The organism is Parapedobacter defluvii (assembly GCF_014642075.1).
Classification (GTDB): domain Bacteria; phylum Bacteroidota; class Bacteroidia; order Sphingobacteriales; family Sphingobacteriaceae; genus Parapedobacter; species Parapedobacter defluvii.
Window position 1 is genome coordinate 187,931 of the sequence record NZ_BMIK01000006.1, and the last position, 24,879, is coordinate 212,809.

Consider the following 24,879-nt stretch of genomic DNA (forward strand, 5'->3'; position numbering starts at 1 on the left):
TAAATATAAAGTAAATAGTGAGGTTTGTGTAAGGTAAAGATACGCTATACCCAAGCATTGGGGCAACCGGATGTCCTGCCAAACAAGCGATATGGTATTTGCTTTAATTCCCAACTTTCCCTAAGTTTGCGTCCCTTAAAACTGCAGACGGTTCATGAGCATTGCAAAGACATACAACCCAAAAGACGCCGAAGATAAATGGTACACATACTGGATGGAAAAAGGCTTTTTCCGTTCCGTGCCGGATGATCGCGAACCGTATACCATCGTGATGCCACCTCCCAATGTCACCGGCGTGCTTCACATGGGGCACATGCTCAACAACACTCTGCAGGATGTGCTCATCCGACGGGCCCGCATGCAGGGGAAAAATGCCTGCTGGGTTCCCGGCACCGACCACGCCTCCATTGCGACGGAAGCGAAAGTGGTCGCCATGCTTAAAGAAAAGGGCATCAATAAGAAAGACCTGACACGTGAACAGTTTCTTGAGTACGCGTGGGAGTGGAAGGAAAAATACGGCGGTATCATCCTGAAGCAACTGGAAAAGCTGGGAGCCTCCTGCGATTGGGAGCGTACGCGTTTTACCATGGAAGCTGACCTGTCCGAAGCGGTTATCGACACGTTCATCCGCCTGTACCGGAAAGGATATATCTACCGGGGCGTACGAATGGTCAACTGGGATCCACAGGGACGTACCGCCCTGTCTGACGAGGAAGTGATCCGCAAAGAGGTCAACCAGACGCTTTACTACGTCCGCTATGCGGTGAAAGATGCTGCCAACGGAGCGCCTTCCTATCTGACCGTCGCCACCACACGGCCAGAAACCATCATGGCCGATACGGCGGTGTGCATCAACCCCAACGATCCGCGGTATACACAGCTGAAAGGCAAAACCGCACTGGTACCGCTTATTAACCGTGAGATTCCCATCATCGAGGATGAATACGTGGATATGGAGTTTGGTACGGGCTGCCTCAAGGTAACACCCGCCCATGACCTGAATGACTATGAGCTGGGACAGAAATACAACCTGGCGATCATCGATATCCTGAACGACGACGGAACACTTAACGAAAAGGCCGAAATTCTCGTTGGCGAAGACCGTTTCAAAGCCCGCAAGGCGGTAGCTATCCTGCTGGAAGAAGCCGGACAGCTTGAAAAAACAGAACCCTACAAATCGCAGGTGGGATTTTCCGAGCGCACCGATGCGGCCATTGAGCCGAAGCTTTCCATGCAATGGTTCTGCCGCATGCAGGAGCTGGCCAAACCGGCGCTGGATTATGTGGTGAACGGCGAAGTGAAGCTCATTCCCGACAAATTTATCAATACCTACCGCCATTGGATGGAAAACATCAAGGACTGGACCATCAGCCGGCAGCTGTGGTGGGGACAACGCATACCGGCGTGGTACAATGCCCAAAACGAATGGGTGGTAGCCAAAACCGGGACGGAAGCCGCAGCGCTGTTCGCGGCCGAAGGAAAATCGGCCGACGGCATCCGGCAGGAGGATGACGTACTGGACACCTGGTTTTCATCGGGCCTCTGGCCGATGTCAGTATTCGACGGCACCCGCCATCCGGACAATGCAGATATCCGGTATTACTATCCGACCAATGACCTGGTTACGGCACCCGAAATCCTATTTTTCTGGGTCGCGCGCATGATCATCTTCGGCCATGAATATACGGGCAAACCGCCCTTCGAACATGTGTACCTCACCGGTATCGTGCGCGATAAGCTGGGGCGCAAGATGTCCAAATCGCTCGGCAACTCGCCGGACCCCATCGAACTGATGGAGCAATACGGCACAGACGGGGTACGGGTGGGCATGCTCCTCTCCTCTCCTGCCGGCAACGACCTGATGTTTGACGTGTCCTACTGCGAGCAGGGCCGTAACTTTGCCAACAAGATCTGGAATGCATTCCGGCTGGTAAAGGGATGGGAAGTGGCCGATATACCGGCCACATCTGCACAACAGGAAGCCGCCCACTGGTTCGGGTACCGGTTTAACCAGGCGTTAACCGAAATCGAAGACCATTTTGCGGCGTACCGGATTTCAGATGCCCTGATGGCTACCTACAAACTGATATGGGACGATTTCTGCGCATGGTACCTCGAACTGGCAAAGCCTGCTTACCAGCAGCCCATCGCCCGTGAAGCCTTTGAAGCAACGAAGGGATTCTTCGAATCGGTGCTGAAACTTGTCCACCCGTTTATGCCGTTCATCAGTGAGGAATTGTGGCACGACGAGCTATTCGGTGTAAGGGCCGAGCACGACTGCTGCATCGTGGCGGAATACCCGCGGAGCGGCGCCTTTGACGAAAAACTGCTGGCAGATTTTGCGGCGGTACAGCAAGTGGTTTCGGAAATCCGTAACCTACGTAATACCAAGCAATTATCACCCAAAACAGCACTACCATTGGCCATCCATGCCACATCGGGTATCGACTTTTCACGTTACAGCGAGAGCATCCAGAAAATGGCCAATGTCTCCGCTGTCGATTTTGTCGACCAAAAACCGTCCGGAGTCACCAGTTTTCTGGTGGGCAAAGACGAATTTTATGTGGATGTTGCGCAGAATATCGATGTGGAAGCTGAGCGGGAACGCATCAGCAAGGAACTCGCCTATTTGGAAGGTTTCCTGAAATCGGTCAATGCAAAATTAGCCAACGAACGTTTTGTACAAAATGCCAAGCCGGAAATCGTGGCCAACGAGCGGAACAAGAAAGCGGACGCGGAAGCGAAGATCAAATTGCTGAACGAGCAACTACTTGCTTTCTAAGCTCTTCATGAAAGCAATGATGTCCGCTTTTTCCGGTTCGGTGAGCTGAAGGCTGTCTTCCGGAAGCGTCTGGTTGGGGAGGTTGATTCCCAAGCCCGCAGCGCCTCCCTTGTCGTAAAACTCCATCACTTCTTCCAGCGTCTGATAAGCTCCGTTGTGCATGTAAGGAGCCGTTTTGAGGATGTTCCGGACAGTGGGTATCTTAAACGCGTTCCTATAGGAATCGATACCGATTACGTCGTAATAGCCCCGATCCGGATCCAGCGTGGAATCTGCCGTAGAAACGGGAACTCCCAATACCTCCGTCTCGCTCATGACGTATTTGGGCGGCGTAACCCCATTAAACAAGGGGATGAAATGACAGGTGGCACATTTCGCTTTTCCCATAAACAGGTTAAAGCCTTTCAGTTCCTGTCCTGAGAGGGCATCTTCTTTGCCCTGCATATATTCATCAAACCGGCTATTGAGCTTTGTGAGGCTGCGTATGTACGAAGCAAGTGCATTCGTCACCTCATCCGGACGGATCCCTTTTCCGGCGGTTGCGGGAAAAGCCTGTGCAAAAAGCGACTGATACGACGGGTCTGCCGAAACATGGTTCAGGATTGCATCCATCGACCCGTCCATCTCCTGTTGATTGCCGATGACATCCCGTATCTGGTCCTCCAGGGTCAACGCCCGCATGTCATAGAAATAATTTGACTGCAGCGCCGCGTTGAGCAAGGTGGGTACGTTTCTTACCAGTGGTTTTTCCGGATCGTGGATATCCGCAGGTTTAGGCAGTCCGTCGGTATACGCCAGATTGGGTTTATGACAGGAAGCACAGCTCCGGGTACCCGTACCGGATAGTGCGGCATCGTAAAATAGCTTTTCACCCAATGCCACTTTCGCATCCGTTAGGTGAAATTCAGGTCCGGGAGAAAACGCATCTACATTGAATGCGCCGGGATCAAATAACGTACTTACCTCCTGCCTCAGCATCCGGTTGTACTTAATCCGGGGGCCGGGTAATCCCTGTTCCAATCGGGCGATCCCGGTGCTGATTTTATTGGCGAAGCGGGTAATGAATGCCGCTCTGTCGAACGAGTCGAAATCGGGATTTTGGCGTAGGTATTCGATGGCGGCGTCCAGGTGCTGCAATAAAGACACGCGCTTATCTTGGTTCAGGTAGCGGGAAAGCACATCCCGCAGGCTTTCCAGGGATACGGCCGATTCTTCCATACTGTTCAAGGAAAGCGCATCGTCAAACCCGGTAATCCCCAAGGTGATGATCCGGAACACTTCCAACTTGGCTGCATCCAGAATCCGCCAACGGGCAAGCGGATGATCGGCAAAATAAGAGACCAGGTATTCCGTATTGGTTACCAGGTGGCCGACTTCGCGGATCAGCTCTTCTCTTGCAGCTGCATCGTACTGTGGATAGATAAGCTCCTCGATCACCTGCAGGCCCATCGGGTCGATGGCCCGGGCCATGGAAGGGTCTAACAGGTCGGCGTTTTCGATCTCCTGTACCGGGGGGCCATTCAGTCGATCCGTCAGGTCAGCCGCAAAATAGGCTGCTGCCCATTCAAACGCTTTGAACAATAACCGTGATTTTAAAAAGGCCTGCCGGACGCGTTGTGTATCCACTTCCGTTTTGCTGACCTCCCCGTAGAGCGTATCCCTTACGTAATCGCGGAACGATTCGAGCTGACTGAATATTTTTTTCTGCACACGGCGTTCACGCGGGCCGGACTGCGTCTGCGTAGCATTATCCGGATAGTGACCCGGGTGCTGGGTAAAGGCTGCAAGAAGCACTCCTGTAAACAGGAAGGCAACAACCGCAATCTTTCTATGCATCACACACCCGCCTCCCGATCAACAGTGATTACTTGAATACCAGTGCATTCCGGAAAGGACTCGCATTTTTATCCCGTTCAGCCAGCGGCGCTATCCCCCATCTGTGTTCGATAAACGAAAGAATGCTGACGGTCTCGTACTGCGTATGATCCACGTGGCCCTTTTTCGCAAACGGGCCGATGACAATCGCGGGAATACGGCTACCGGGGCCCCATCTGTCGATAACGGGCGGCGCTACGTGATCGAAAAATCCACCGAACTCGTCGTAGGTCAGGATGACCAATGCATCCTTCGCATTGGGTCCTTCCAATACCGCGTTGATCAGGTTGACGGCCAACTGCTCGGAAGAATACACATCAGAGCCGCCCGGGTGCTCGTCGTTCCCGCCACCGGGTTTCACAAAGGAAACGCTGGGAAGGGTACCTTCTTTCGCGGCCTTTATGAAATCGTTTTGATCTTTCAGGTGTTTTCTGCCCGCTGTCCCCTCCTCATATTGGGCAAAATACAGGAAAGGCTCATGATTGTACGCAAAGTTATTTTTCCTTCCTGCCACGGCATCGTCCCACCCTTCCGAGTACCATGCCCAGGATATGCCTTTCTCGCTCAGACGGTCGCCGATGGTCGGCATGGTCTGTGACGGCAGCAATTGGGAAGTATCCGATTTGGGCGGGTAAGGCCAGTTCCGGGAAAGGACGTGATTGACCACGTAACCATCCGAAGTGACAATACCGTCTTTTACCATCTTGCCATCTGCGTCGATTTCAGCGATCATTGATTCCGGGGCATCCGGCCATACCGGTACGGCGGCAGAGATCAGGTACACGTGGTTGAAATAAGAGCCGCCGAAGACGCTCTGAAAAAAGTTGTCACACAGGGTATATTCTTTAGCCAGCGGGTAGAGCGGCAATTTCTTCGTGTGGTAGTAGCCCATCGCCAGTCCCTTGGAATCGTTGTATGCCGCGAACTTATCCATTTTACCACCGTTGATCTGCAACTGGTTGTGAAAAAAGCGATGCGTAACATCCGGTGTTTTCTTGTCGGACGGGACATATTGGTCGATATTAAAAAGCTTGTTAGGCAAATTGGTGGGAAACGAATTGTTCCTTGGGATCTCAGGCAGGTAGGTATACGGATTTTCCTGCTCATCTACCTGCACGAAATTTCCTTTTTGGGCATTTTTAAGACCGTTTGCTCCTTTGAACTCACCGTATAGGTTATCGAAGCTGTGATTTTCCATGTAGACAACCACCAGGTGGTTGATCTGCCGGATGCCTTCGTCAAATGAGACATCGTGATGCTGTACCTTTTGGGTGGTCCCACAGCTGCTTACCACCAATAAGATAAGAAAAATAAAAAAGAACCGCTGTACTGACATGCTGTTTTTTGAAGATTTATGAGAAATAAAGAATTCCGATTTGCGTTGTACTTAAGACAAACTTACTGCATTTTGTTGTAAAATCAACGCGATCGAATCAACTTATTGGAAATTGGACTGTTTTTCCTAACTTAGCTCCCTTTAATGAACAAAACCTTTGATTATGCGCCTTATACATCGTATCGCCCTTATCGGGGCATTTGCCCTTGCCTGCCAACAGCCGCAGAAACAACAACAGGAAGAAGTACCCCAAGCAGATCCGAATGCGATTACCTGCGAAGGCATCGGTCCTGTCAAACTCACTGATTCGTATGCTTCACTGGATAGTGCCATCGGTGCCGATAAACTTGAAAACGGAACAGCAGAGGTAGATGGAAAAAAGGTGCAGATTACCAAGGTATTTCCCAACGAGGCCGAGGAAATTACCGTATACTGGGCAGAAAGCAAAGAGCCTTATCAGACGATCACCAAAATTGCTGTTGCCAATAACTTTGGTCCCTATCAGACCGCTGAAGGATTGCGCGTAGGCTCAACCCTGAACGACCTGAAGCAATACAATAACTTTATGCCGATAACCATGACCAATTTTTACAACAACCTGGATGGATTTGCGACCATCACCAGTTTCAACGGTGGGGATATCGAAACTAACTATCCTTGTTTGGGTGGCCGGCTGGACATTACGAAGCAACGGGGGGTAGATGTACGGACACTGGATGAAATAAAGCCGGAATCCGAACTGAAATCATCGCACAAACTTTTTAACTCCATTGACGTGGAGGTCGTTGAGTTGAACGTTTCGCGGAAATAGATTCCTATTGTATCCCCATCACGCTTGCCACCTTGTTTTTCAAGGCGGTAACGTCTGTCTTTAACCCGCCATACATCGATAGCAGGTTAACCTGCCGCTCTTGTATGTTGCGGAAGTTATGCAGCCACCCAGCTTCGAGGAAAAGGAAAAAATTCCCGATTTTGTAGTCTGCGCCTACGCCTGCCCGCAACGTGGGCGTTAGGTGGGTGGTATTTTCTACAATGACACGCTTTTGCCCTTCCGATACCCGTGCGCGGGGTTCAACGACTACACCTGCTCCGGGTCCGGCATACGCATATATATTGAGCTTTTCGATCTGTTTCCGGACACCACCGGCCAGATTCAGGATGTAGAAATTGCTTCTCCCTTTTTCCAGGTCATACGGATAATCCGGATCATGGACCTGCTGGTTATAGCGGTACGAGAGGAAGTCAACAGAAGGATATAAAAAGTAATGACGATTTGCAAGCGAAATATCCAATCCTATGCTGTTTGAAAATTTAGCCTGTAGTACCTCGCTGGTCTCCCCTACTGCAAATCCCCATCCCAGACCGCTGACCACGTAGACTTTCTGATGGTGAATGGTGTCAGTGCCTGACTGCGCACAGACGGTTCGGGTTAACAAAAGTAAGAGCAGCAATGTGCCTAAAAATGGTTTGATCATATTTTTTTTCAATGATTGTGACACTAAAACAGGGCCGTGCCAAAAAAGTTTCACACCGTTAAAGATATCCTTTACTTTGAGGTCCGTGGTTAAAAAGCAGATCGACAATACTCAGATCGGCCAAAAAACCGTGTTTATTTTCAAAAACCTGATAATAAGGCCTGGCTGCGCCTGTGTGATTTAAGCGCTTCGGGTGGATGGATGTACGAAAATCAACGTTCGGAGCATAATCCTGACGGTAGCTTTCCGTATACCCCACGGAACGCTCGATTTTCAATAACCGAAGCAGTAATTCCAGTTGCGTTACGTTATAGTCAAGCAGCCATTCAAATTTCTGTTGATAAAAAGGCAAAAACTCGTCTTCGTAATACTCAAAATAGGCGGAACTGCGATAGGCGGTCTGCAAACTCATCCAATGCAGCCGCTGCCAGTTCCACTCATAGCTGATTTTTACATCTTTCATTTTGGTATGCCCCTTATGCCCCCGCTGTACAGGCACGATAAGGTCTAATTTGCCGTTGGCCGAATAGATGGCCGCACGGGTGCGATACGTTTGCTTCGGGTAGTGTTCGTATTGCTCGATCAGAATGGGTAACGAAGCGGATTGGATGGCACGGAAATAGGAAACGGGTGGCAGATAAAAAGCAGGTAATATGAGGTGATTGTCCATGAACGCAAGAAATATAAGTTTGTGCTGTAAAAGTAATTTAAATTAAGGATATATCCACTTTTAGCCCATTCTCTGCGGCGGAGCGATCGACCAACTGCAAAGTAATCATGAGCACCGCTGAGCGTAAAATTGTTGCGAATAACGTTACGTTTACAGGCGATACGATTAAATTGCATATAAACGTAACTTTATCTAAGTTTGCAGCTTCAAGCATCATCAATGGCCGTAATGCGAAAATCTTCCGTAGCGAATTTCTTTGTTTATCTGGTCTCGTTGCTTCCTTTTTGGGTGCTTTACCGAATATCGGACGTTTTATATGTACTATTGTATCACGTAGTCGGATACCGGAAAGCCATTGTGTATGAAAACCTTACCAATGCATTTCCGGAGAAGTCGGCGGAAGAACGTAGGAAGATTGCCCGGAAGTTTTACCGGTTTCTTCCGGACCTGATTGTGGAAGCGGTTAAGATGCGCAGTATCTCTGCCGCCGAAGTTAAAAGGCGGATTGTTATTTATGGCATGGAAGAACTGGAACGCCATTTCAATGCCGGCAAGGGTGTTGTGGGGGTTACGGCTCACTACGCGAATTGGGAGCTGGGTATCCACCGGCTGAGTTTGCTGACAGACCATCCCGTACTGATTATCTACAAACCCTTGCACAATAAGACTGTCGATACCATTTACAATTCGGTGAGAGGCCGTTTCGGTGCAATCATGGTGCCCATGAAGCAGACACTTCGCAAAATTGTGGCATACCGCCACCAGCCCCATATCAGTATGTTTGTGGCCGACCAGACGCCCATGTACCGGGATTCGGATTACTTTATCCGGTTCCTGAATCAAGATACGTTGGTATATACCGGGGCTGAGAAAATCGCAAAGATGACCAACTTTCCGGTGGTCTTCTGTCACATCGACCGGCTTCGGCGCGGGTATTATTGCTGTACGTTTAAGACCCTGGTTGAAAACCCAGCCGAAGTGCCCGGCCATGGTATCACCGACATTCATAATCAATTTACGGAAGACATTATCCGTCAAAAGCCCGAATGGTGGCTCTGGTCGCACCGGCGCTGGAAACGAAAACCGAAAGCTAGAACATGACCCACTATCCGAAAGTAGCCGTTGTCATATTGAATTGGAACGGGAGATTTTTTCTGGAAAAATTTCTCCCGTCGGTATATAATACCGATTATCCAAACATCGAGTTTGTTGTGGGCGATAACGGTTCTACCGATGATTCCGTGGCATTTGTGACAGCCACCTATCCGGCTATCCGCATCATACGTAATGAACGTAACCTCGGTTTTGCAGGGGGGTATAACGAAATATTAAAATACCTGGAAGCCGATTACTTCGTGCTGCTTAATTCGGATGTAGAAGTCCCCCCCCATTGGATCACACCTGTCATCGAGCTCTTGGAAAGTCAACCTGACATGGCAGCTGCACAACCCAAAATCCGTTCGTATTACCAACGGGAATATTTTGAACATGCGGGAGCAGGCGGTGGTTTTATTGATTATTACGGATTTCCCTTCTGCCGTGGGCGGATGCTTCATGTCATGGAAAAGGACCGAGGTCAGTATGACGATGCCTGTGAAATTTTTTGGGCCAGCGGTGCCGCCTTTTTTATCAAACGCGCCTGCTGGGAAGCCTCGGGTGGATTTGACGCCGATTTCTTCGCGCATATGGAAGAAGTGGATCTCTGCTGGCGCCTCAAACGCAAGGGATACCGGATCGGCTACTGTCCGCAGTCGGTTGTCTATCACGTAGGAGGCGGCACGCTGGCGGCGGCCAACCCGACGAAAACATACCTCAATTTCCGCAACAGCCTATTCATGATGCAGAAAAACCTACCGTTGATCGATGCGTGCTGGGTCATATTTGCCCGCATGTGGATCGACCTCATTGCCCTTATCCACTTCTTGGTACAGGGCAAACTCAGTGATGCCTGGGCCATCAGCCGTTCCCATCAGCGTTTTTTTCTCGACTTCTTCAAGACTGCCCGGAAGCGTAGACGTTATAATCAGTCCTTCAGCAAGAAAGGAATCTATAATGGAAGCTTCATCTGGGCGTTTTATATTCAGCGGAAAACATATTTCAGCCAACTGGATCTCAAACGATTTTTGTAAAATACCGGCTACAAGACAACTTTTTGGGAAATTAGTTGTTATTTTAGGAACGTTGACCGGATGTGACGGATGAATGGTTGTTTGTGCATTCGCGGCAAAGAGGACAGCCACGGATACACCGATTGACACGGATTACAAACCAATATAATGAATCATGAAACGGATTATTCTTTCTTTACTGGTTGCCTGCGCGGCAACGCTGAGCACCCAAGCTTACCAGCAGGATGCCCTGGCGGGGGCCTGGCAGACACAACAGGGCGATGTGATACAAACGGCTGTATTTGTAGACGGTTACCTGTCGCACAGCACTTATGATCTCAAAAACAAAAAATTTATCTCAACACGAGGCGGTACGTATACTACTGACGGGAAGACGTTGACCGTAACCTGGCAATACGATACGGATAAGGCGGCCAGTAACGTAGCCGCCGATACGTGGGTGGGCCAGTCCGGCACGTTTGATGTAACCCCGGGAAATACACTGTCTACCAATTTATCGGGTGCTTCCGCAAGCTGGCAACGTATCGACAGCAATGAAGGCCCCATGGCGGGGGTATGGCGCATTACGGGCCGTAAACAGGGTGACGAAATGGGGCAAATGCCTTTGCGAGACCGCAGAACGCTGAAGATCCTGAGCGGTACGCGTTTCCAGTGGGTGGCGATCAACATCAAAACCGGAGAGTTTTCCGGTACAGGTGGAGGTACGTATACCTTTGAAAACGGGAAATACACCGAAAACATCGAATTCTTTTCACGCGATAACAGCCGTGTGGGTGCCTCGCTGTCTTTCGATGGTAAAATCGAAAATGGCTCGTGGCACCATTCCGGGCTGAGCTCTGCGGGAGATCCGATTTACGAAATCTGGGACAAGCTGGAAGAATAGGCATCGGTGCGTGACAACGGGCCATTAGCTGAAATCCGATTGCCGAAAGCCATAAAATTTGTATTTTCGTTGCCATGTCACCAGCAGAAGCAGCCATCCGGATCGAAGAGCTAACCCGGGAGCTCAACGAATACAACTACCAGTACTATGTATTGGCCTCTCCAACCATTTCTGACTACGATTTCGACCAGAAGCTCAAAGAACTGGAGGAATTGGAGCGGCTATTCCCGCAATTCCTGGATCCTGACTCGCCGACGCAAAAGGTAGGCGGCGACATCACGCAGCGTTTCGATACGGTACGTCACCGATGGCCCATGCTTTCGCTGAGCAATACCTACAGCGAACAGGAATTGCGCGATTTCGATGAACGGGTACGCAAGGCCATCGGAAACGATTTTGAATACGTCTGTGAATTGAAATTTGATGGTCTTTCCATCAGCCTTACCTACGAACATGGAATACTGAAGCGGGCGGTTACCCGGGGAGACGGTATTCAGGGTGACGATGTGACCACCAACGTACGTACTATCAAGAAGATACCGAATAAACTGCGGACCGATGGATACCCCGATCTGTTTGAAATACGGGGCGAGATTTTCATGCACCGCGCCGCTTTCCAGCGCCTGAATAACGAACGGATCGAAAACGGTGAGATGGCTTATGCCAATCCCCGCAACTTTGCGGCCGGTACGATCAAGCTTCAAAATTCGGCAGAGGTGGCGCGCCGTCCGTTGGATTGTTTTTTGTACTTCCTGTATAGCGACAACCGCAACCGGCTGTTCAGCAACCATTGGGATAGTCTCCAGGCCGTAAAGTCTTGGGGATTTCACGTTTGTGAGCATACGGCGCGCTGTACCTCGATCGATGACGTGCTTGCCTTCATTGCCAAATGGGAAGAGGCACGCTACGACCTGAGCTACGACATCGACGGTATCGTTATCAAGGTAAATGATTACGGTCAGCAGGAAGAACTGGGGTTCACAGCCAAGTCACCCCGGTGGGCGATTTCTTACAAATACAAAGCCGAGCAAGTGGAAACCCTGTTCCAATCGGTTAGTTATCAGGTAGGGCGTACGGGTGCAGTGACCCCCGTAGCTAACCTGAAACCCGTTTTGCTGGCTGGTACCACGGTAAAGCGGGCGAGCCTGCACAATGCTAATGAGATCGAACGGCTGGATCTGCGAGAAGGCGACACGGTTTACGTCGAAAAAGGGGGTGAAATCATTCCCAAAGTAATGGGCGTGAACCTGCTGAAACGCCAACCGGATGCACAGCCGATTCTGTACCCACTTCTCTGTCCGGTATGCGGGACTCCCCTGGTGCGCAAGGACGGCGAGGCGGTCCACTATTGCCCGAACGAAGATGGCTGCCGACCGCAGATTGTGGGCCGCATGCAACATTTCATCGGCCGCAAGGCCATGGACATAGAAGGCATGGGCGATGAGACGATCGAGACGTTCTATAGACTGGGCTTGCTCCACAACATCACGGATATCTATACGCTTAAAGACAAACAGGAAGAACTTATCCAACTGGAACGCTTCGGCCAGAAATCAATCGACAACATGATTGCCGGCATTGAAAAGTCCAAGGAAAAGCCCTTTGAGAAAGTATTGTTTGCACTCGGCATCCGATACGTGGGTGAAACCGTGGCAAAAAAACTGGCGCTTCACTTCAAAACCATCGATGCGCTGATGGCGGCCTCCAAAGAGGAGATTCAGTCGGTCTACGAAATCGGCGAGCGCATTGCCGAAAGTGTCACCGAATATTTTGCCAACGGACTGCACCGGGAACAGATTGAGCGGCTGCGGCAACACGGCCTCCAATTGGCTGTGGAAGAAAAGGAAGTTGAACAGTTAGGCGATTCATTGGCGGGCAAGAGCTTCGTCATCTCCGGTGTATTTGAGCAATTCAGCCGTGAGGAACTTACCGCACTCATTGAAAGCCATGGCGGGAAACTGTTGAGCAGCATATCCGGCAAACTGGATTACCTCGTAGCGGGCGACAAAATGGGCCCCTCCAAACTGGCAAAAGCTGAAAAACTGAAAATCCCGATCATTTCCGAACAAGAATTGTTGCAATTGATCGGATCATAGTGCATTAAAATCATTTATTTCCCTTAATTTTGACCGCCTGTTTGGATCAAACGATAAAACGCTTCAGGCAAATTACGATAACAACATGAACGAGCTTTACGGCGCAGGAGTAGCTTTGGTGACCCCATTTCATTCGGACGGAACGATTGATTTCGGGGGTTTGGAACGGCTGATTGAACATCAGATCAGCGGTGGCATGGATTATTTGGTTTCGTTGGGTACTACCGGTGAGGTGGCAACGTTGTCCGAAAGCGAACGAAAGGCCGTATGGGCGTTTACTGTGGAAAAAGTGAAAGGCCGGATTCCCTTGGTGGCCGGTATCGGTGGCAATAATACCGCCGAGATTGTTCATCAGCTTGAGCAATTTGACACCACCGGATACGCTGCGGTGTTATCGGTAAGCCCTTATTACAACAAACCTACACAGGAAGGCATCTTCCAGCATTATAGAGCCATAGCAGCTGCCTCTCCCCTGCCGGTGATTCTATACAATGTTCCCGGCCGTACGGGCAGCAACGTCAGTCCGGAAACCACGGTTCGGTTGGCCAGGGAAGTCGGCAATATCGTGGCCACCAAAGAAGCTTCGGGCAGTCTGGAGCAGTTTGGCAAAATCATGCGTGACAAACCGGAGGACTTCCTGCTGATTTCGGGAGACGATGGAGCGACACTACCCATGATGGCAATGGGAGGCGTCGGCGTGATTTCCGTTGTTGGCAATGCCTTTCCTACCCAGGTTGCAACGCTTGCAAAGATGTGCCTGGAGAATAATTTTGAAGCGGCCCGGCGTTTACACAGTAAACTGATACGGATTACGGAATTGTGTTTCATTGAGGGCAACCCGGCGGGAGTTAAGGCTATTCTCCATGAGCTGGGAATCTGCGGACCGACGGTGAGGTTGCCGTTGGTGGGCGTGAGTGCGCAGTTGCAGGAGGCGATCCGTTCCGAACTGGAGACTTTTGCGGTAGTGTAGATATCCTCTGTCAAGAACTGTCTTACGACAAACACACCTGCTCCGTAGTTATATCACTACAAAAGAAAATTAATCAGCTACAAAGCATTGTAGCTGATTCTATTCCATTTAAATTTGGGCGTCAACACTCAACGTGCTCGATATACGATATCGAAAAGGCGGATTTATTTCCATATAGAATGGGAACGATCATATACAGGTATCTATGAGTGATGTTCAGGGGCGATTGTGAAAGACACCAATGAAGAATAACGAGCAGCAAGCATACATTTTGACCTCGGTAAACACATGAAGATTATTTCTTTTTTTAACTCAAATTACTGGTTACGGTCTGGCTCAATCAATCTACTTCAAAACACATTTACGTTAGCTATCTCGTTCGGTTCATTCTATTTTCTGATCCGAATATTGGACAAAGCGGATTTTGGCGTTTGGATATTGTTCATGTCTACGATTTCGATCATGGAATTCGCAAGGGTTGGACTAATCAGCAAGAGCTTGATTACCTACCTTTCTTCAGCTTCACGCGATTCCCATAATTCTATTATTACGGCATCGTTTGTCATTAACTTATCATTGACCATCGTATTAGCCTTGGCATGCTACCTATTTGCTCCGTTATTCAGCAAAATGTGGGATAGTCCACAACTTGTTCCCTTGTTTAATCTATATATTGTGACATTCGTCATTTCCGGATTCCTAACACAATATCAAGCCATTGAACAAGCCCATCTGCAGTTTAGGGGTGTGTTTTTATCAAATCTCATCCGGCAACTTGCGTTATTAGGGTTCATTTTATACATATATTTTGAGGGCAAGCAAACTTCATTAATTGCGTTGGTACAGGTGATGACCGTCGGTGCCCTAGTTGCTACACTCGTATCCCGTTATTTCGTACAGCACACATTTAGGCTATCAATAAAACTTGACAGACATTGGATAAAGCAATTGCTTCAATATGGCAAATATTCTTTTGGAACGTCAATGACAGCTGTAGTTTCCAGTTCTATAGATCAGATGATGATCGGGAGTTTGGTATCTGCAACTTCGGCGGGGATTTACAACATCGCCGTGCGTGTCACAAACATGATTAATATCCCGACCAATGCCATGGCGACTATTGTTTTTCCCCAAAGTGCCCGGAGGCTCGAAGATTTTGGGGATGTGGGGGTGAAATCTCTATATGAAAAATCAGTCGGTACTGTTTTGGCCATGCTTTTCCCAGCTATCGTTATCGCCTATGTGTTTGCCGGACCCGTCATCCATTTCATCGGAGATGAGCGTTATCCGGAATCGATACCGTTGTTGCAACTTACTTTGCTTTCGGCATTCTTCATACCGTTTACGAAACAATTTGGGACAATCCTTGAATCGACCGGGCGCGTGAAGTTAAATTTTTATGCAACAGTTATATCCGTGGTACTCAACGTAGTCGTTAACTATGTATTTATCCGATATTGGGGAATTATTGGCGCTGCGATGGCCATGTTGGTATCTTATTTGATTCTTTTTACCGCTACATATTTTATCTTGAAAAAAATATTAGGTATAAGTATGGTAGCCGTTTGGAGGTATACCTTTGAAAGCTATAACGAGGCGTACAATAAATTAATGGAATGGAAAAGGGAAGTAAATTGTTCAGAAAAAAAGTAAGAGAATTAAGTATCTGACAACTTATATCCTAGCTCATTGCTTTTGATATGATGTGTGAGATTCCATTTGGCACCGCGTAACGTAGCCGTTGCCAAATCAAACTTTCCGGCAGCCACATATTTCATTAGTTGAAATGGAATCGCCATTAGCAGGTAGTAACTGCTAAAAACAAATGCTTGGAGCCACCCTGCATTGCGTCGGATAAATAGCCACCTGTTACGTGCCATGAAATAAGTCTTCAAGGGACTTTCCCTACCTACACTCATCGATTCTTTGTGGTAGATCTTCGCCTTACCGGTGAATCCGATTTTCAATCCGGCGCGCTTGAATTTCTCGCACCAATCCAGTTCTTCGTAGTATAAGAAAAAATGTTCTTCCATCAGGCCCACCCGCCTGAGGTCAGCCTTACGACATAACATAGCTGCACCGTGACAGTACCCTGTTTCGGTGGTCAGTTGGTCGTATTGGCCGTTGTCGTCTACCATTACACCGATATTTTGATTTCGTCCGGTTAGGTAATTCATGGGCGTGTAACCTGCATATTGGATCTTGCGTTTATCTTCGTAGTATAGAATGAGTGGAGAAAGCAAACCGATCTCTGGATGGCGGTCCAATTCGTCGCACATCGTAGAAATAAAGTTAGCTGTGATTTCCGTATCGTTATTCAGGAAAAGCAGGTAATCTCCTTTGGCATGCCGGATACCGAGGTTATTACCTCCGGCGAAGCCGAGATTTTCTGCAGAGCGAAGATAAACTGTTCCCGGGTATATCGATTGGAATAGAGGGCCATTATCTTCCGTGCTTCCATTGTCTACAACAATGACCTCCAACGCTCCCATAGGAGCATACTGTTTAATGGAATTAAGGAAGGCAACCGTAAGCGCTGATTGCCGATAATTGACCGTAATGATGGACGTTACTTTCATGACGATGCAAAGCTATGTTTTTGGTGAGGGGATGCCTACATAAACCAAACGAATTGTTGTAAAACGTCAATTTTCTTCTACAAATGATTGTTGCTAATGGTTGATAACTAATATCATGTAGATGTATTTCGACAAAATAAAATATAGACACGCTGTATGTATTTTATTAGAACATTCATTTACAATTTATTTACACCTTTGACTTTTATCTGTAAAACCCACTATGAGAGATTTTATTAAGAAATATGAAATTTGGCTATTCTTGACGCTAGCTCCTTTAGTGAATGTAGTTGTGAGTTACGCTTACAGTAAAGGAATAATTAGTATTGATGTTTATAGGCTTGGTCGCTTTTATGCGCTGATGCTCCTTTTAGTCTGCGTAGTAATGTTTACTAAAGGGACAGAAGGTATAAAAGATTTGTTTAGACCAATGTCGGCATGGAAAGTCCATCCCAAATGGTATTTATTCAGTTTATTGTTCCCATTTGTAATCTGTGCCATCACATTGTTGATTAAAAGCGTTTATCAGGGCATTGAATATGCTTCGCTTTTAAAATTCAACTTTCCGCCATTAGGATCCTCGCTTTTTATACTTAATATGGCATTTATGGGAGAAGTTGTGTGGGTAAGCTACGCCATTCGCGAATTATCAAAAACTATAAAACCGTTTTACGCAAGTCAAATTATTGGTCTATTTTGGACAGGTTGGTGGCTGCCGTCAGTTATACTCAATGCAGGTGTTATTCCTAATCTTCCTATATGGTCATTAGCTTTTAACATGTTGGGTGCTTCAGGCATGTGTGCAGTTGTTTATGGAAAAACCAAAAGTGGTATCTGTGTATGTATATTACAGTTTATGTTGAATCTTTCGTTGGTGACACTACCGGTATCACCAAGTTTAGGGGGTATACTTACCTATTCGGTGTTTGGTGTTATTTACTTTGTCGTCATGTTAGGCTTTATGTATTTAATGAATCCAGCTAAGAACTTCAAAACCGTAAAAGGAACACTATAATTTTTTGGATTCTGTACTATACCAATTGCAAACCGGTATTTCCTCATTGCTTTCTTTTGTTTGTAACAGCTTATCTGAATACTATACTATTGTAGAATGCAGGCTAAACATGTAATTTACTAGGCACGCCAATTGGCACAAATCATCGTTGTTTCGCGGGGCACTATTTACAAAATTTTAATTCGGCGTGTATTGTTCTACCATACGTAGCATATCCACTACAAATAGAGATTTTCAGCTGTTGTTCAGGTGGTTTTCAAGAATAAGGTTTTATTTTTGGATTTGAATTAACGAAGATATGGAGTGATATTATCATAATAAGTACCGGTGTTTGGATCACAAATCTACTGCAAGCTAATTTGACACCAAACAAGCAAAATAATATTATTTAATTCCTGATGTTAATTAAGCTTCAATTTTATCGATTCAAATAGAAAGCGTTAGCGATATGGAAAAAAGTTTACATTCAATCATTGACAACATCTATCAATGGGCTGCAAAAACACCGGCTGCAATCGCAATAAAGTATAACGAGGTGTCCATATCGTACCGTGAACTTACCGCTGCCGTCGACCGGTTGGCAACAGAAATTTATACGAGTGGCGCTTCTGGCTCTTTTATTGCACTCAGTGCTACTAAAACAGCCAATACCATCGTGGGTATGGTAGGCATCATCCAATCGGGTAGAGCCTATCTTCCTTTGGATCGCGAATATCCAGTGGAACGTATTGCGCAAATGGTGCAAGACGCGGGTATCAAACACATCGTGTGTGACCCATCGGAATCCGAGTTCTTTGCACAATTCGGTTTAACGACGTTGTCGGTTTCAGACACCGTCCCCAATAGCCCTTGCAACGATGTGACATTATCAGGCGCAGGTGAGTTGGTCGCGCTGCTTTATACATCCGGTTCAACCGGAATCCCGAAAGGAGTCTGTATGACCCATGCGGGTATGCTTAACCTCATCAGCCATCAACTAAGGAACAGTAAAGCGACACAACATTCAAACAACCTGCTTTTTTCTCACCTGAGTTTCGATGCGTCGTTCCAAGAAGTATTTGTCAGCCTGACCTCGGGAGGCACCTTGCACATTATTGATGAAACTATCCGCCTTGACGCCGCACGGCTGCTACATTATATCGAACAACATCGGATTAACCGTATATTCGTTCCTTACGTCGTACTGCAATACCTTACGGAAGCAGCGCTCCACGCAAACCGTTACCCGGAATCATTGGTTGAGATCACGACGGGAGGCGAACTATTGAAAATCACCCCTGTCATTCGTGATTTTTTCATTCATAAGCCGGAATGTACCCTTGTCAATGTTTACGGTCCTACTGAAACCAGTATTTGGGTAACAGACCTTCGGCTTATAGGCGACGCTTCGCTATGGCCAGATATACCCACCATCGGGTCACCCATAGACAATGTTGATCTTTTCTTTCTTGATAGCGAAATGAAAGAAGTAGCCATTGGTGATGTTGGTGAAATCTATATCGGAGGGGTTAACGTCTCAAAAGGTTACCTGAATCGTGAGGAATTGACACGCGAGCGGTACCTCGATTGGGTGGATGGGCAAGGACAGCCACACCGCCTATACCGCACCGGTGACCTCGGTCGCGTATTGCCAAACGGTGAGGTCGAATTCCATGGGCGAGCGGACCATCAGGTTAAAATTAGGGGTAACCGAGTAGAACTGGGTGAAATTGAGGTTCAATTAGCTGCTTTACCTTATGTTGCGCAAAATGTGGTCGTGTTGCGTGAAGATATTGCGGGAAGCAAAAGGCTCGTGGCTTACCTCATAGGCCAGAATGGCAAACCGCACGACATTTCGCCAATCCGCGAACATCTCATGCGGCATTTGCCCGATTACATGATCCCCGCCGCATTCGTGTGGTTGGATAAATTTCCGAAAACGACCAGTGGCAAGGTAGACCGTTTTGCGTTGCCCGCCCCAGAAATCACACGCCCGGATATAGGGGTACCGTATCGAAAACCAACGACCAACAGTGAACGTAAAATTGTTGATCTATGGTCTGAATTACTGTTGATTAACCGGATAGGTGTTGACGATAATTTCTTTGAATTGGGCGGAAACTCACTGCTTGCCCAACAAACCATCGCCCAACTCCGTCAGCGGCACGGAACGGAAGTGGTGATTACGCAAATTTACCAGTACCCAACAGCTGCTCACCTCGCCGCTGTTATCGACGGTGAAGGAGCACCTCAATCGGAACAGCCAATAGCACGCCTAAAGCGCAACAACCGCAGCAACCGTGGAGTGGCCATCATCGGCATGGCAGGCCGCTTCCCGGGTGCCGCTTCCATAACCGAGCTTTGGGACATCTTACTATCGGGGAAAGAAACCGTGTCTTTCTTCTCAGACGAAGAGTTGGATGGCAGCATCCCCAATGAGGCACGTAACGACCCAAATTACGTCAAGGCTCGCGGTATTATCGATCAAGCAGATGAATTTGATGCTGCCTTGTTTGGTATCAACCCAACCATGGCAAAGCTCATGGATCCGCAGCAGCGGATCTTTCTTGAAATATGCCGTGATGTATTGGAATCTTCCGGCTATTTGGTATCGAGACACCAACACCACATCGGTATTTTCGCGGGTACCGGCAACAACACCTATTTTCAAAACAACCTCCAGCACCATCCTGAAGAAATCGCAAAAATTGGCGCTTTCCAAGTCATGTTGGCCAACGAGAAGGACTATATTGCCACGCGTACGGCTTACCAGTTAGACCTCAAGGGGCCAGCTGTAAGTCTGAATACAGCCTGCAGCACATCATTGGTCGCCATTGCTCAAGCCGTTGAAGCAATCCGGAATGGGCAATGTGGCATGGCAATCGCCGGCGGGGTGTCGATTACGGTACCGATCAATAGCGGACACCAATTTGAGGACGGTGCGATGTTCAGTGCCGATGGCCATACCCGGCCTTTTGACGCGGAAGCTACCGGAACCGTATTTAGCGATGGGGCGGGTGTTGTGCTACTTAAGGATCTGGACGATGCCGAAGCGGACGGAGATATGATCTACGCCGTTGTACGCGGTGTCGGATTGAGCAATGACGGTGGAGGCAAAGGAAGTTTTATGGCCCCATCAGCTGTCGGTCAAGCAACCGCCATTCGAATGGCCCTGAATGACGCCGATTTTTCGCCGGAAACAATCAACTATATTGAAGCACACGGCACCGCTACGCCATTAGGTGACCCGATTGAGATAGAGGGGTTAAAAATGGCGTTTGGAAATGTGACTGAAAAACAGTTCTGCCGCATCGGTTCCATTAAAAGTAACATGGGACACCTTACCCATGCCGCTGGGGTGGCTGGAATCATTAAATCGGCGTTATCACTCCACCATGGCATAATTCCATCATCCATACACTACCGCAAGCCAAATCCGAATATCGACTTCTCCAACACCCCATTTGTCGTTAACGATACGGCTTTCACCTGGAAGCCCACAGAATCGTTCCGTATCGGTGTGAGTTCGTTTGGTGTAGGAGGAACCAATGCACACATCGTATTGGAAAATTACGTGAACACTACTATTGATGAAAGTACGCCCGCTCCTGCCGATCGTTCCTCGCTGATTGTTTGGTCAGCAAAAACAGAAGAATCGGGGTCGACGTATACCGCACGATTACTCGATTTCCTGAAACTGAACCCAACTATTTCGCTCAGTGGGTTGGCGTATACCTTGCAAACTACACGAGAATCCCTCAATAGGCGTTATATGGTGGTTGCCAACAGCCGGACCCAACTCGCGGATAGGTTAACAGCCGGACAACAACACACGTATAATCTCCAGGAAAAAGTTAGCAATCTGGTTTTCCTATTTCCCGGCCAAGGAGCCCAATACGCCAATATGGGGCAAACGTTGTATCAAAGCGAGCCAGTCTACCGTAGGGCGTTTGACGAATGTGCAGACATTTTATTGGAAGAGGTCGGCGAAGACATACGAACCATTGTTTTCTCAGGAGATAGTGAAACCGCTGGAGAAGCCTTGCGAAACACGTATTACACTCAGCCCGCGCTGTTCGTTACGTCTTACGCATTGGCAAAGCTTTGGATGAGTTGGGGTATTACGGCGACGGCTTTTGTTGGCCACAGTGTCGGCGAGTTTGTTGCGGCGCATCTTGCGGGTGTATTTTCCTTGAAAGATGCATTGCGGCTGATCGCAGTGCGGGGAAAACTTTCCAGCTCGATACCAACGGGTAGCATGCTGTCGGTCCGGGCGGCCGCTGAACAAATCATACCTCTATTGCCCAAAGGACTGTCTATAGCAGCTGTCAACGCACCAAACCTCTGTGTCGTTGCCGGCCCCCAAGCAGAAATAACGGAATTCAGCGGCCTGTTGGAAAGCAAGGAGATTCTTTGTAAAATGCTTCAAACCAGTCATGCATTCCATTCGTCCATGATGGCACCAATCATAGATGCATTTAAGGCCGAAGTGGAAAGGGTGACGTTGAAAGTTCCGCAAACCCCCATTGTCTCCACGGTGACAGCCAATTGGTTGAAGGACGAGCAAGCAACCAGCCCCGAATACTGGGCTAATCACATTATTGCTACCGTACAATTTTCAAATGCTATCACGTTTATCGAACACGAGTTATCACCCATTTACCTTGAGGCCGGGCCAGGGCAGGTCACGTCTACACTCGTGAAACAGCATGGTACAGACTATGCTAAAAGGGCATTCTCATCGTTATACCGCTCGGAAGAAGGGGAGCATATGACGTTAATGCTGGCCCTGGGAAACCTTTGGCTACGTGGAATCGACCCACAATGGGAGCGCGTGTATCACGAGGGCTCTCCCCGGATTATCCACGATCTACCCACCTATGCCTATGACAGAAAGCGGTATTGGGTAGGATCGAAATCCAGCACACCATCTACAGAAAAAAAATATTCAAATACAACTAACACAGCCATGAGAAAAGATTTATTGATCAGCAAGATAAAAGAATTGCTTGAAGAAGCTTCCGGTATTGATATCGCAGATGCTCCGTTACAAGCTAATTTTATTGAGATCGGCTTTGATTCGCTTCTCCTTACCCAAATCGCACAAAGCCTGAAGAAAGCATTTGGTGTGCCTGTGACGTTTCGTATGTTGAATGACGAGTACAATACCCTTGATCTGCTTGGCAGCTATCTGGACAAACAATTGCCGGCAGACGTATTCCAGCAACCCGTCGAAACGACGGCTGCTGCAGCTGAAGTATCTGCGCCGACCGCTAACGGGACTTTCTCCGTGGCCGCGCACTTGCCGGCTACAGGCGGTGCGATGGTTACGTATCCTCAATTGGATGCCATTAGTTTGATATCCCAGCAAATCAATTTGATATCCCAACAAATCGCATTGCTACAAGGAGGTACAACCGTTCAATCTCCAGTATTTCCCAACCCCAACAATCATTCGGTTGCGCTAAATGGACAAGCTACCCCCCAAAAGACAACGACTCCGGTATCGGCAAGCAAAAACCAAACTGACTTGTCCTTAGCCCCTGAAGAGGTAGCGGAACTCAAAAAGCCTTTTGGGGCTACTGCACGTATCGAGAAACAGGCAACTGACCTGAATGAAACCCAATCTCGCTACCTAGCCGACCTTATCGAGCGTTATGTGGCAAAGACAGCCAAAAGCAAGGCATACACTCAAGAACACAGGGCTTACATGGCTGATCCCAGGGTAGTTTCCGGCTTTAAGCCGACTACAAAGGAATTGGTCTATTCCATTGTAACCAACCGTTCCAAAGGGTGCAAGTTATGGGATATCGACGGCAATGAATACATCGACGCATTGAATGGTTTCGGCTCCAACATGCTGGGCTACCAACCCGATTTTATAGCGGAAGCATTACATCAACAAATCGACGAAGGTTATGAAGTTGGTCCACAGCACGAAAAGGCTGGTGAGGTATGCAAATTGATCTGCGAACTGACAAAAATGGAACGGGCGGCACTTTGCAATACCGGATCGGAAGCTGTGTTAGGAGCAATGCGGATTGCCCGTACCGTAACTGGTAGATCGACAATCGTAGCATTCTCAAACTCTTATCACGGCATCGTTGATGAGGTGATCGTTCGAGGAACCAAAAAACTGAAGACATTTCCGGCAGCCTCGGGTATTTTGCCCGAAGCGGTACAAAATATGCTTATCCTTGATTATGGCTCTCCCGAAGCATTGGAAATTATCCGCGAACGGGCAGATGACATTGCAGCTGTTCTTGTGGAGCCTGTCCAAAGCAGGAGACCCGAGTTCCAACCTATCGAGTTCGTCCGTGAGTTGCGCGACATCGCCACGGAATCGGGTATCGTCCTGGTTTTTGACGAAGTGATCACCGGGTTCCGCATGCACCTGCATGGCATGCAGCATGTTTGGGGAATCGAGGCGGATTTGGCGACCTATGGGAAGGTCGTGGGGTCAGGTATGTCTGTCGGTGTGATTGCCGGAAAGAGGGCATTCATGGATGCACTGGACGGTGGATATTGGGAATATGGCAATGAATCGGTGCCAGAGATCGGTGTTACCTACTTTGCGGGCACATTCGTTCGGCATCCCTTGGCGTTAGCCGCAACCAAGGCTGCGTTGGAATATTTAAAAGCACAAGGCCCCCAATTGCAGGAAGATCTTACGAAACGTACTAAATCGCTTGCCGACGAACTCAATAAAATCTGCCAAAAATATCGGACACCGATTTTTATTGCCCAATTTGGCTCACTTTGGAAAGTGAAATACTATCAGGAATTTCCCTATAGCGAGTTGCTATTCGTCGCTATGCGGCTACGGGGCATCCATATACTCGATGGTTTCCCCTGTTTCCTCACCACCGCCCATACCGATGAGGATATTCAACAACTCTTACATGCATTTGAAGGAAGCATACATGAACTGGTTATGGCGGGTTTCATTCCTACCCATCAAGATGGTAAATCGGAAGCTGTTCCCCCTGTGCCCCATGCTCGTTTGGGCAGAGACGCCAATGGTAACGCTGCTTGGTTTGTGCAAGACGAGAAACACCCAGGAAAATATTTACAAGTAGTCACATCCTAA

At 48.2% G+C, this 24,879-nt stretch carries 15 protein-coding genes; 10 read left to right on the top strand and 5 right to left on the bottom strand.

The annotated features are described in order from the left end of the window. Nucleotides 1-154: 154 nt before the first annotated feature. A complete protein-coding gene (locus IEX60_RS11345) occupies nucleotides 155-2,782 on the top strand; it encodes a valine--tRNA ligase (RefSeq protein ID WP_188750652.1) in 2,628 nt (875 codons plus the stop codon). Here the strand turns inward: IEX60_RS11345 and IEX60_RS11350 are convergent. Together IEX60_RS11350 and acpA are read right to left on the bottom strand one after the other, a co-directional pair. After that, a complete protein-coding gene (locus tag IEX60_RS11350) occupies nucleotides 2,768-4,618 on the bottom strand; it encodes a cytochrome-c peroxidase (protein ID WP_188750654.1) in 1,851 nt (616 codons plus the stop codon). The genes IEX60_RS11345 and IEX60_RS11350 overlap by 15 nt on opposite strands. A 28-nt stretch (nucleotides 4,619-4,646) precedes the next feature. Next, on the bottom strand, nucleotides 4,647-5,993 hold the full coding sequence (acpA, locus tag IEX60_RS11355; protein WP_188750656.1) for an acid phosphatase: 1,347 nt from the start codon (nucleotides 5,991-5,993) through the stop codon (nucleotides 4,647-4,649). A gap of 163 nt (nucleotides 5,994-6,156) precedes the next feature. Between acpA and IEX60_RS11360 the strand changes: the two genes are divergently transcribed. After that, the gene (locus IEX60_RS11360) at nucleotides 6,157-6,804 is read left to right on the top strand and encodes a hypothetical protein (protein WP_188750658.1); all 648 of its coding nucleotides are present in this window, start codon (nucleotides 6,157-6,159) and stop codon (nucleotides 6,802-6,804) included. A gap of 4 nt (nucleotides 6,805-6,808) precedes the next feature. On the opposite strand, the gene IEX60_RS11365 is transcribed toward IEX60_RS11360, so the two are convergent. Both IEX60_RS11365 and IEX60_RS11370 read right to left on the bottom strand, forming a co-directional pair. Then, on the bottom strand, nucleotides 6,809-7,468 hold the full coding sequence (locus IEX60_RS11365; protein WP_188750659.1) for a hypothetical protein: 660 nt from the start codon (nucleotides 7,466-7,468) through the stop codon (nucleotides 6,809-6,811). A 58-nt stretch (nucleotides 7,469-7,526) separates the two neighbouring features. Continuing rightward, nucleotides 7,527-8,138: a WbqC family protein gene (locus IEX60_RS11370; RefSeq protein WP_188750661.1), complete on the bottom strand. Its 612-nt coding sequence runs from the start codon at nucleotides 8,136-8,138 to the stop codon at nucleotides 7,527-7,529. 228 nt (nucleotides 8,139-8,366) lie between these two features. On the opposite strand from IEX60_RS11370, the gene IEX60_RS11375 reads away from it, so the two are divergent. The 6 genes from IEX60_RS11375 (at nucleotide 8,367) to IEX60_RS11400 (ending at nucleotide 15,869) form a co-directional block, all read left to right on the top strand. Continuing rightward, a complete protein-coding gene (locus tag IEX60_RS11375) occupies nucleotides 8,367-9,239 on the top strand; it encodes a lysophospholipid acyltransferase family protein (RefSeq protein WP_229717530.1) in 873 nt (290 codons plus the stop codon). Continuing rightward, a complete protein-coding gene (locus IEX60_RS11380; RefSeq protein WP_188750665.1) occupies nucleotides 9,236-10,267 on the top strand; it encodes a glycosyltransferase family 2 protein in 1,032 nt (343 codons plus the stop codon). Before IEX60_RS11375 ends, IEX60_RS11380 begins: the two co-directional genes overlap by 4 nt. 154 nt (nucleotides 10,268-10,421) lie before the next feature. Continuing rightward, the gene (locus IEX60_RS11385; protein WP_188750667.1) at nucleotides 10,422-11,150 is read left to right on the top strand and encodes a DUF2147 domain-containing protein; all 729 of its coding nucleotides are present in this window, start codon (nucleotides 10,422-10,424) and stop codon (nucleotides 11,148-11,150) included. 74 nt (nucleotides 11,151-11,224) lie between these two features. Then, nucleotides 11,225-13,246, top strand: coding sequence for an NAD-dependent DNA ligase LigA (gene ligA / locus IEX60_RS11390; protein WP_188750669.1), 2,022 nt, complete (start codon nucleotides 11,225-11,227; stop codon nucleotides 13,244-13,246). A gap of 85 nt (nucleotides 13,247-13,331) precedes the next feature. Further along, complete coding sequence (gene dapA / locus IEX60_RS11395) at nucleotides 13,332-14,216, top strand: 4-hydroxy-tetrahydrodipicolinate synthase (protein WP_188750672.1); 885 nt, start codon at nucleotides 13,332-13,334, stop codon at nucleotides 14,214-14,216. Between the two features lie 288 nt (nucleotides 14,217-14,504). Beyond that, entirely contained in the window at nucleotides 14,505-15,869 is a 1,365-nt protein-coding gene (locus tag IEX60_RS11400; protein WP_229717531.1) for a flippase, read from the top strand. A gap of 5 nt (nucleotides 15,870-15,874) precedes the next feature. Here IEX60_RS11400 and IEX60_RS11405 read toward each other — a convergent pair whose 3' ends face one another. Next, nucleotides 15,875-16,795, bottom strand: coding sequence for a glycosyltransferase family 2 protein (locus IEX60_RS11405; RefSeq protein WP_188750675.1), 921 nt, complete (start codon nucleotides 16,793-16,795; stop codon nucleotides 15,875-15,877). A 223-nt stretch (nucleotides 16,796-17,018) separates the two neighbouring features. Between IEX60_RS11405 and IEX60_RS11410 the strand changes: the two genes are divergently transcribed. After that, nucleotides 17,019-17,810, top strand: a complete 792-nt coding sequence (locus IEX60_RS11410) for a hypothetical protein (RefSeq protein ID WP_188750678.1) — start codon at nucleotides 17,019-17,021, stop codon at nucleotides 17,808-17,810. 448 nt (nucleotides 17,811-18,258) lie between these two features. Further along, a complete protein-coding gene (locus IEX60_RS11415) occupies nucleotides 18,259-24,879 on the top strand; it encodes a polyketide synthase (protein WP_188750680.1) in 6,621 nt (2,206 codons plus the stop codon).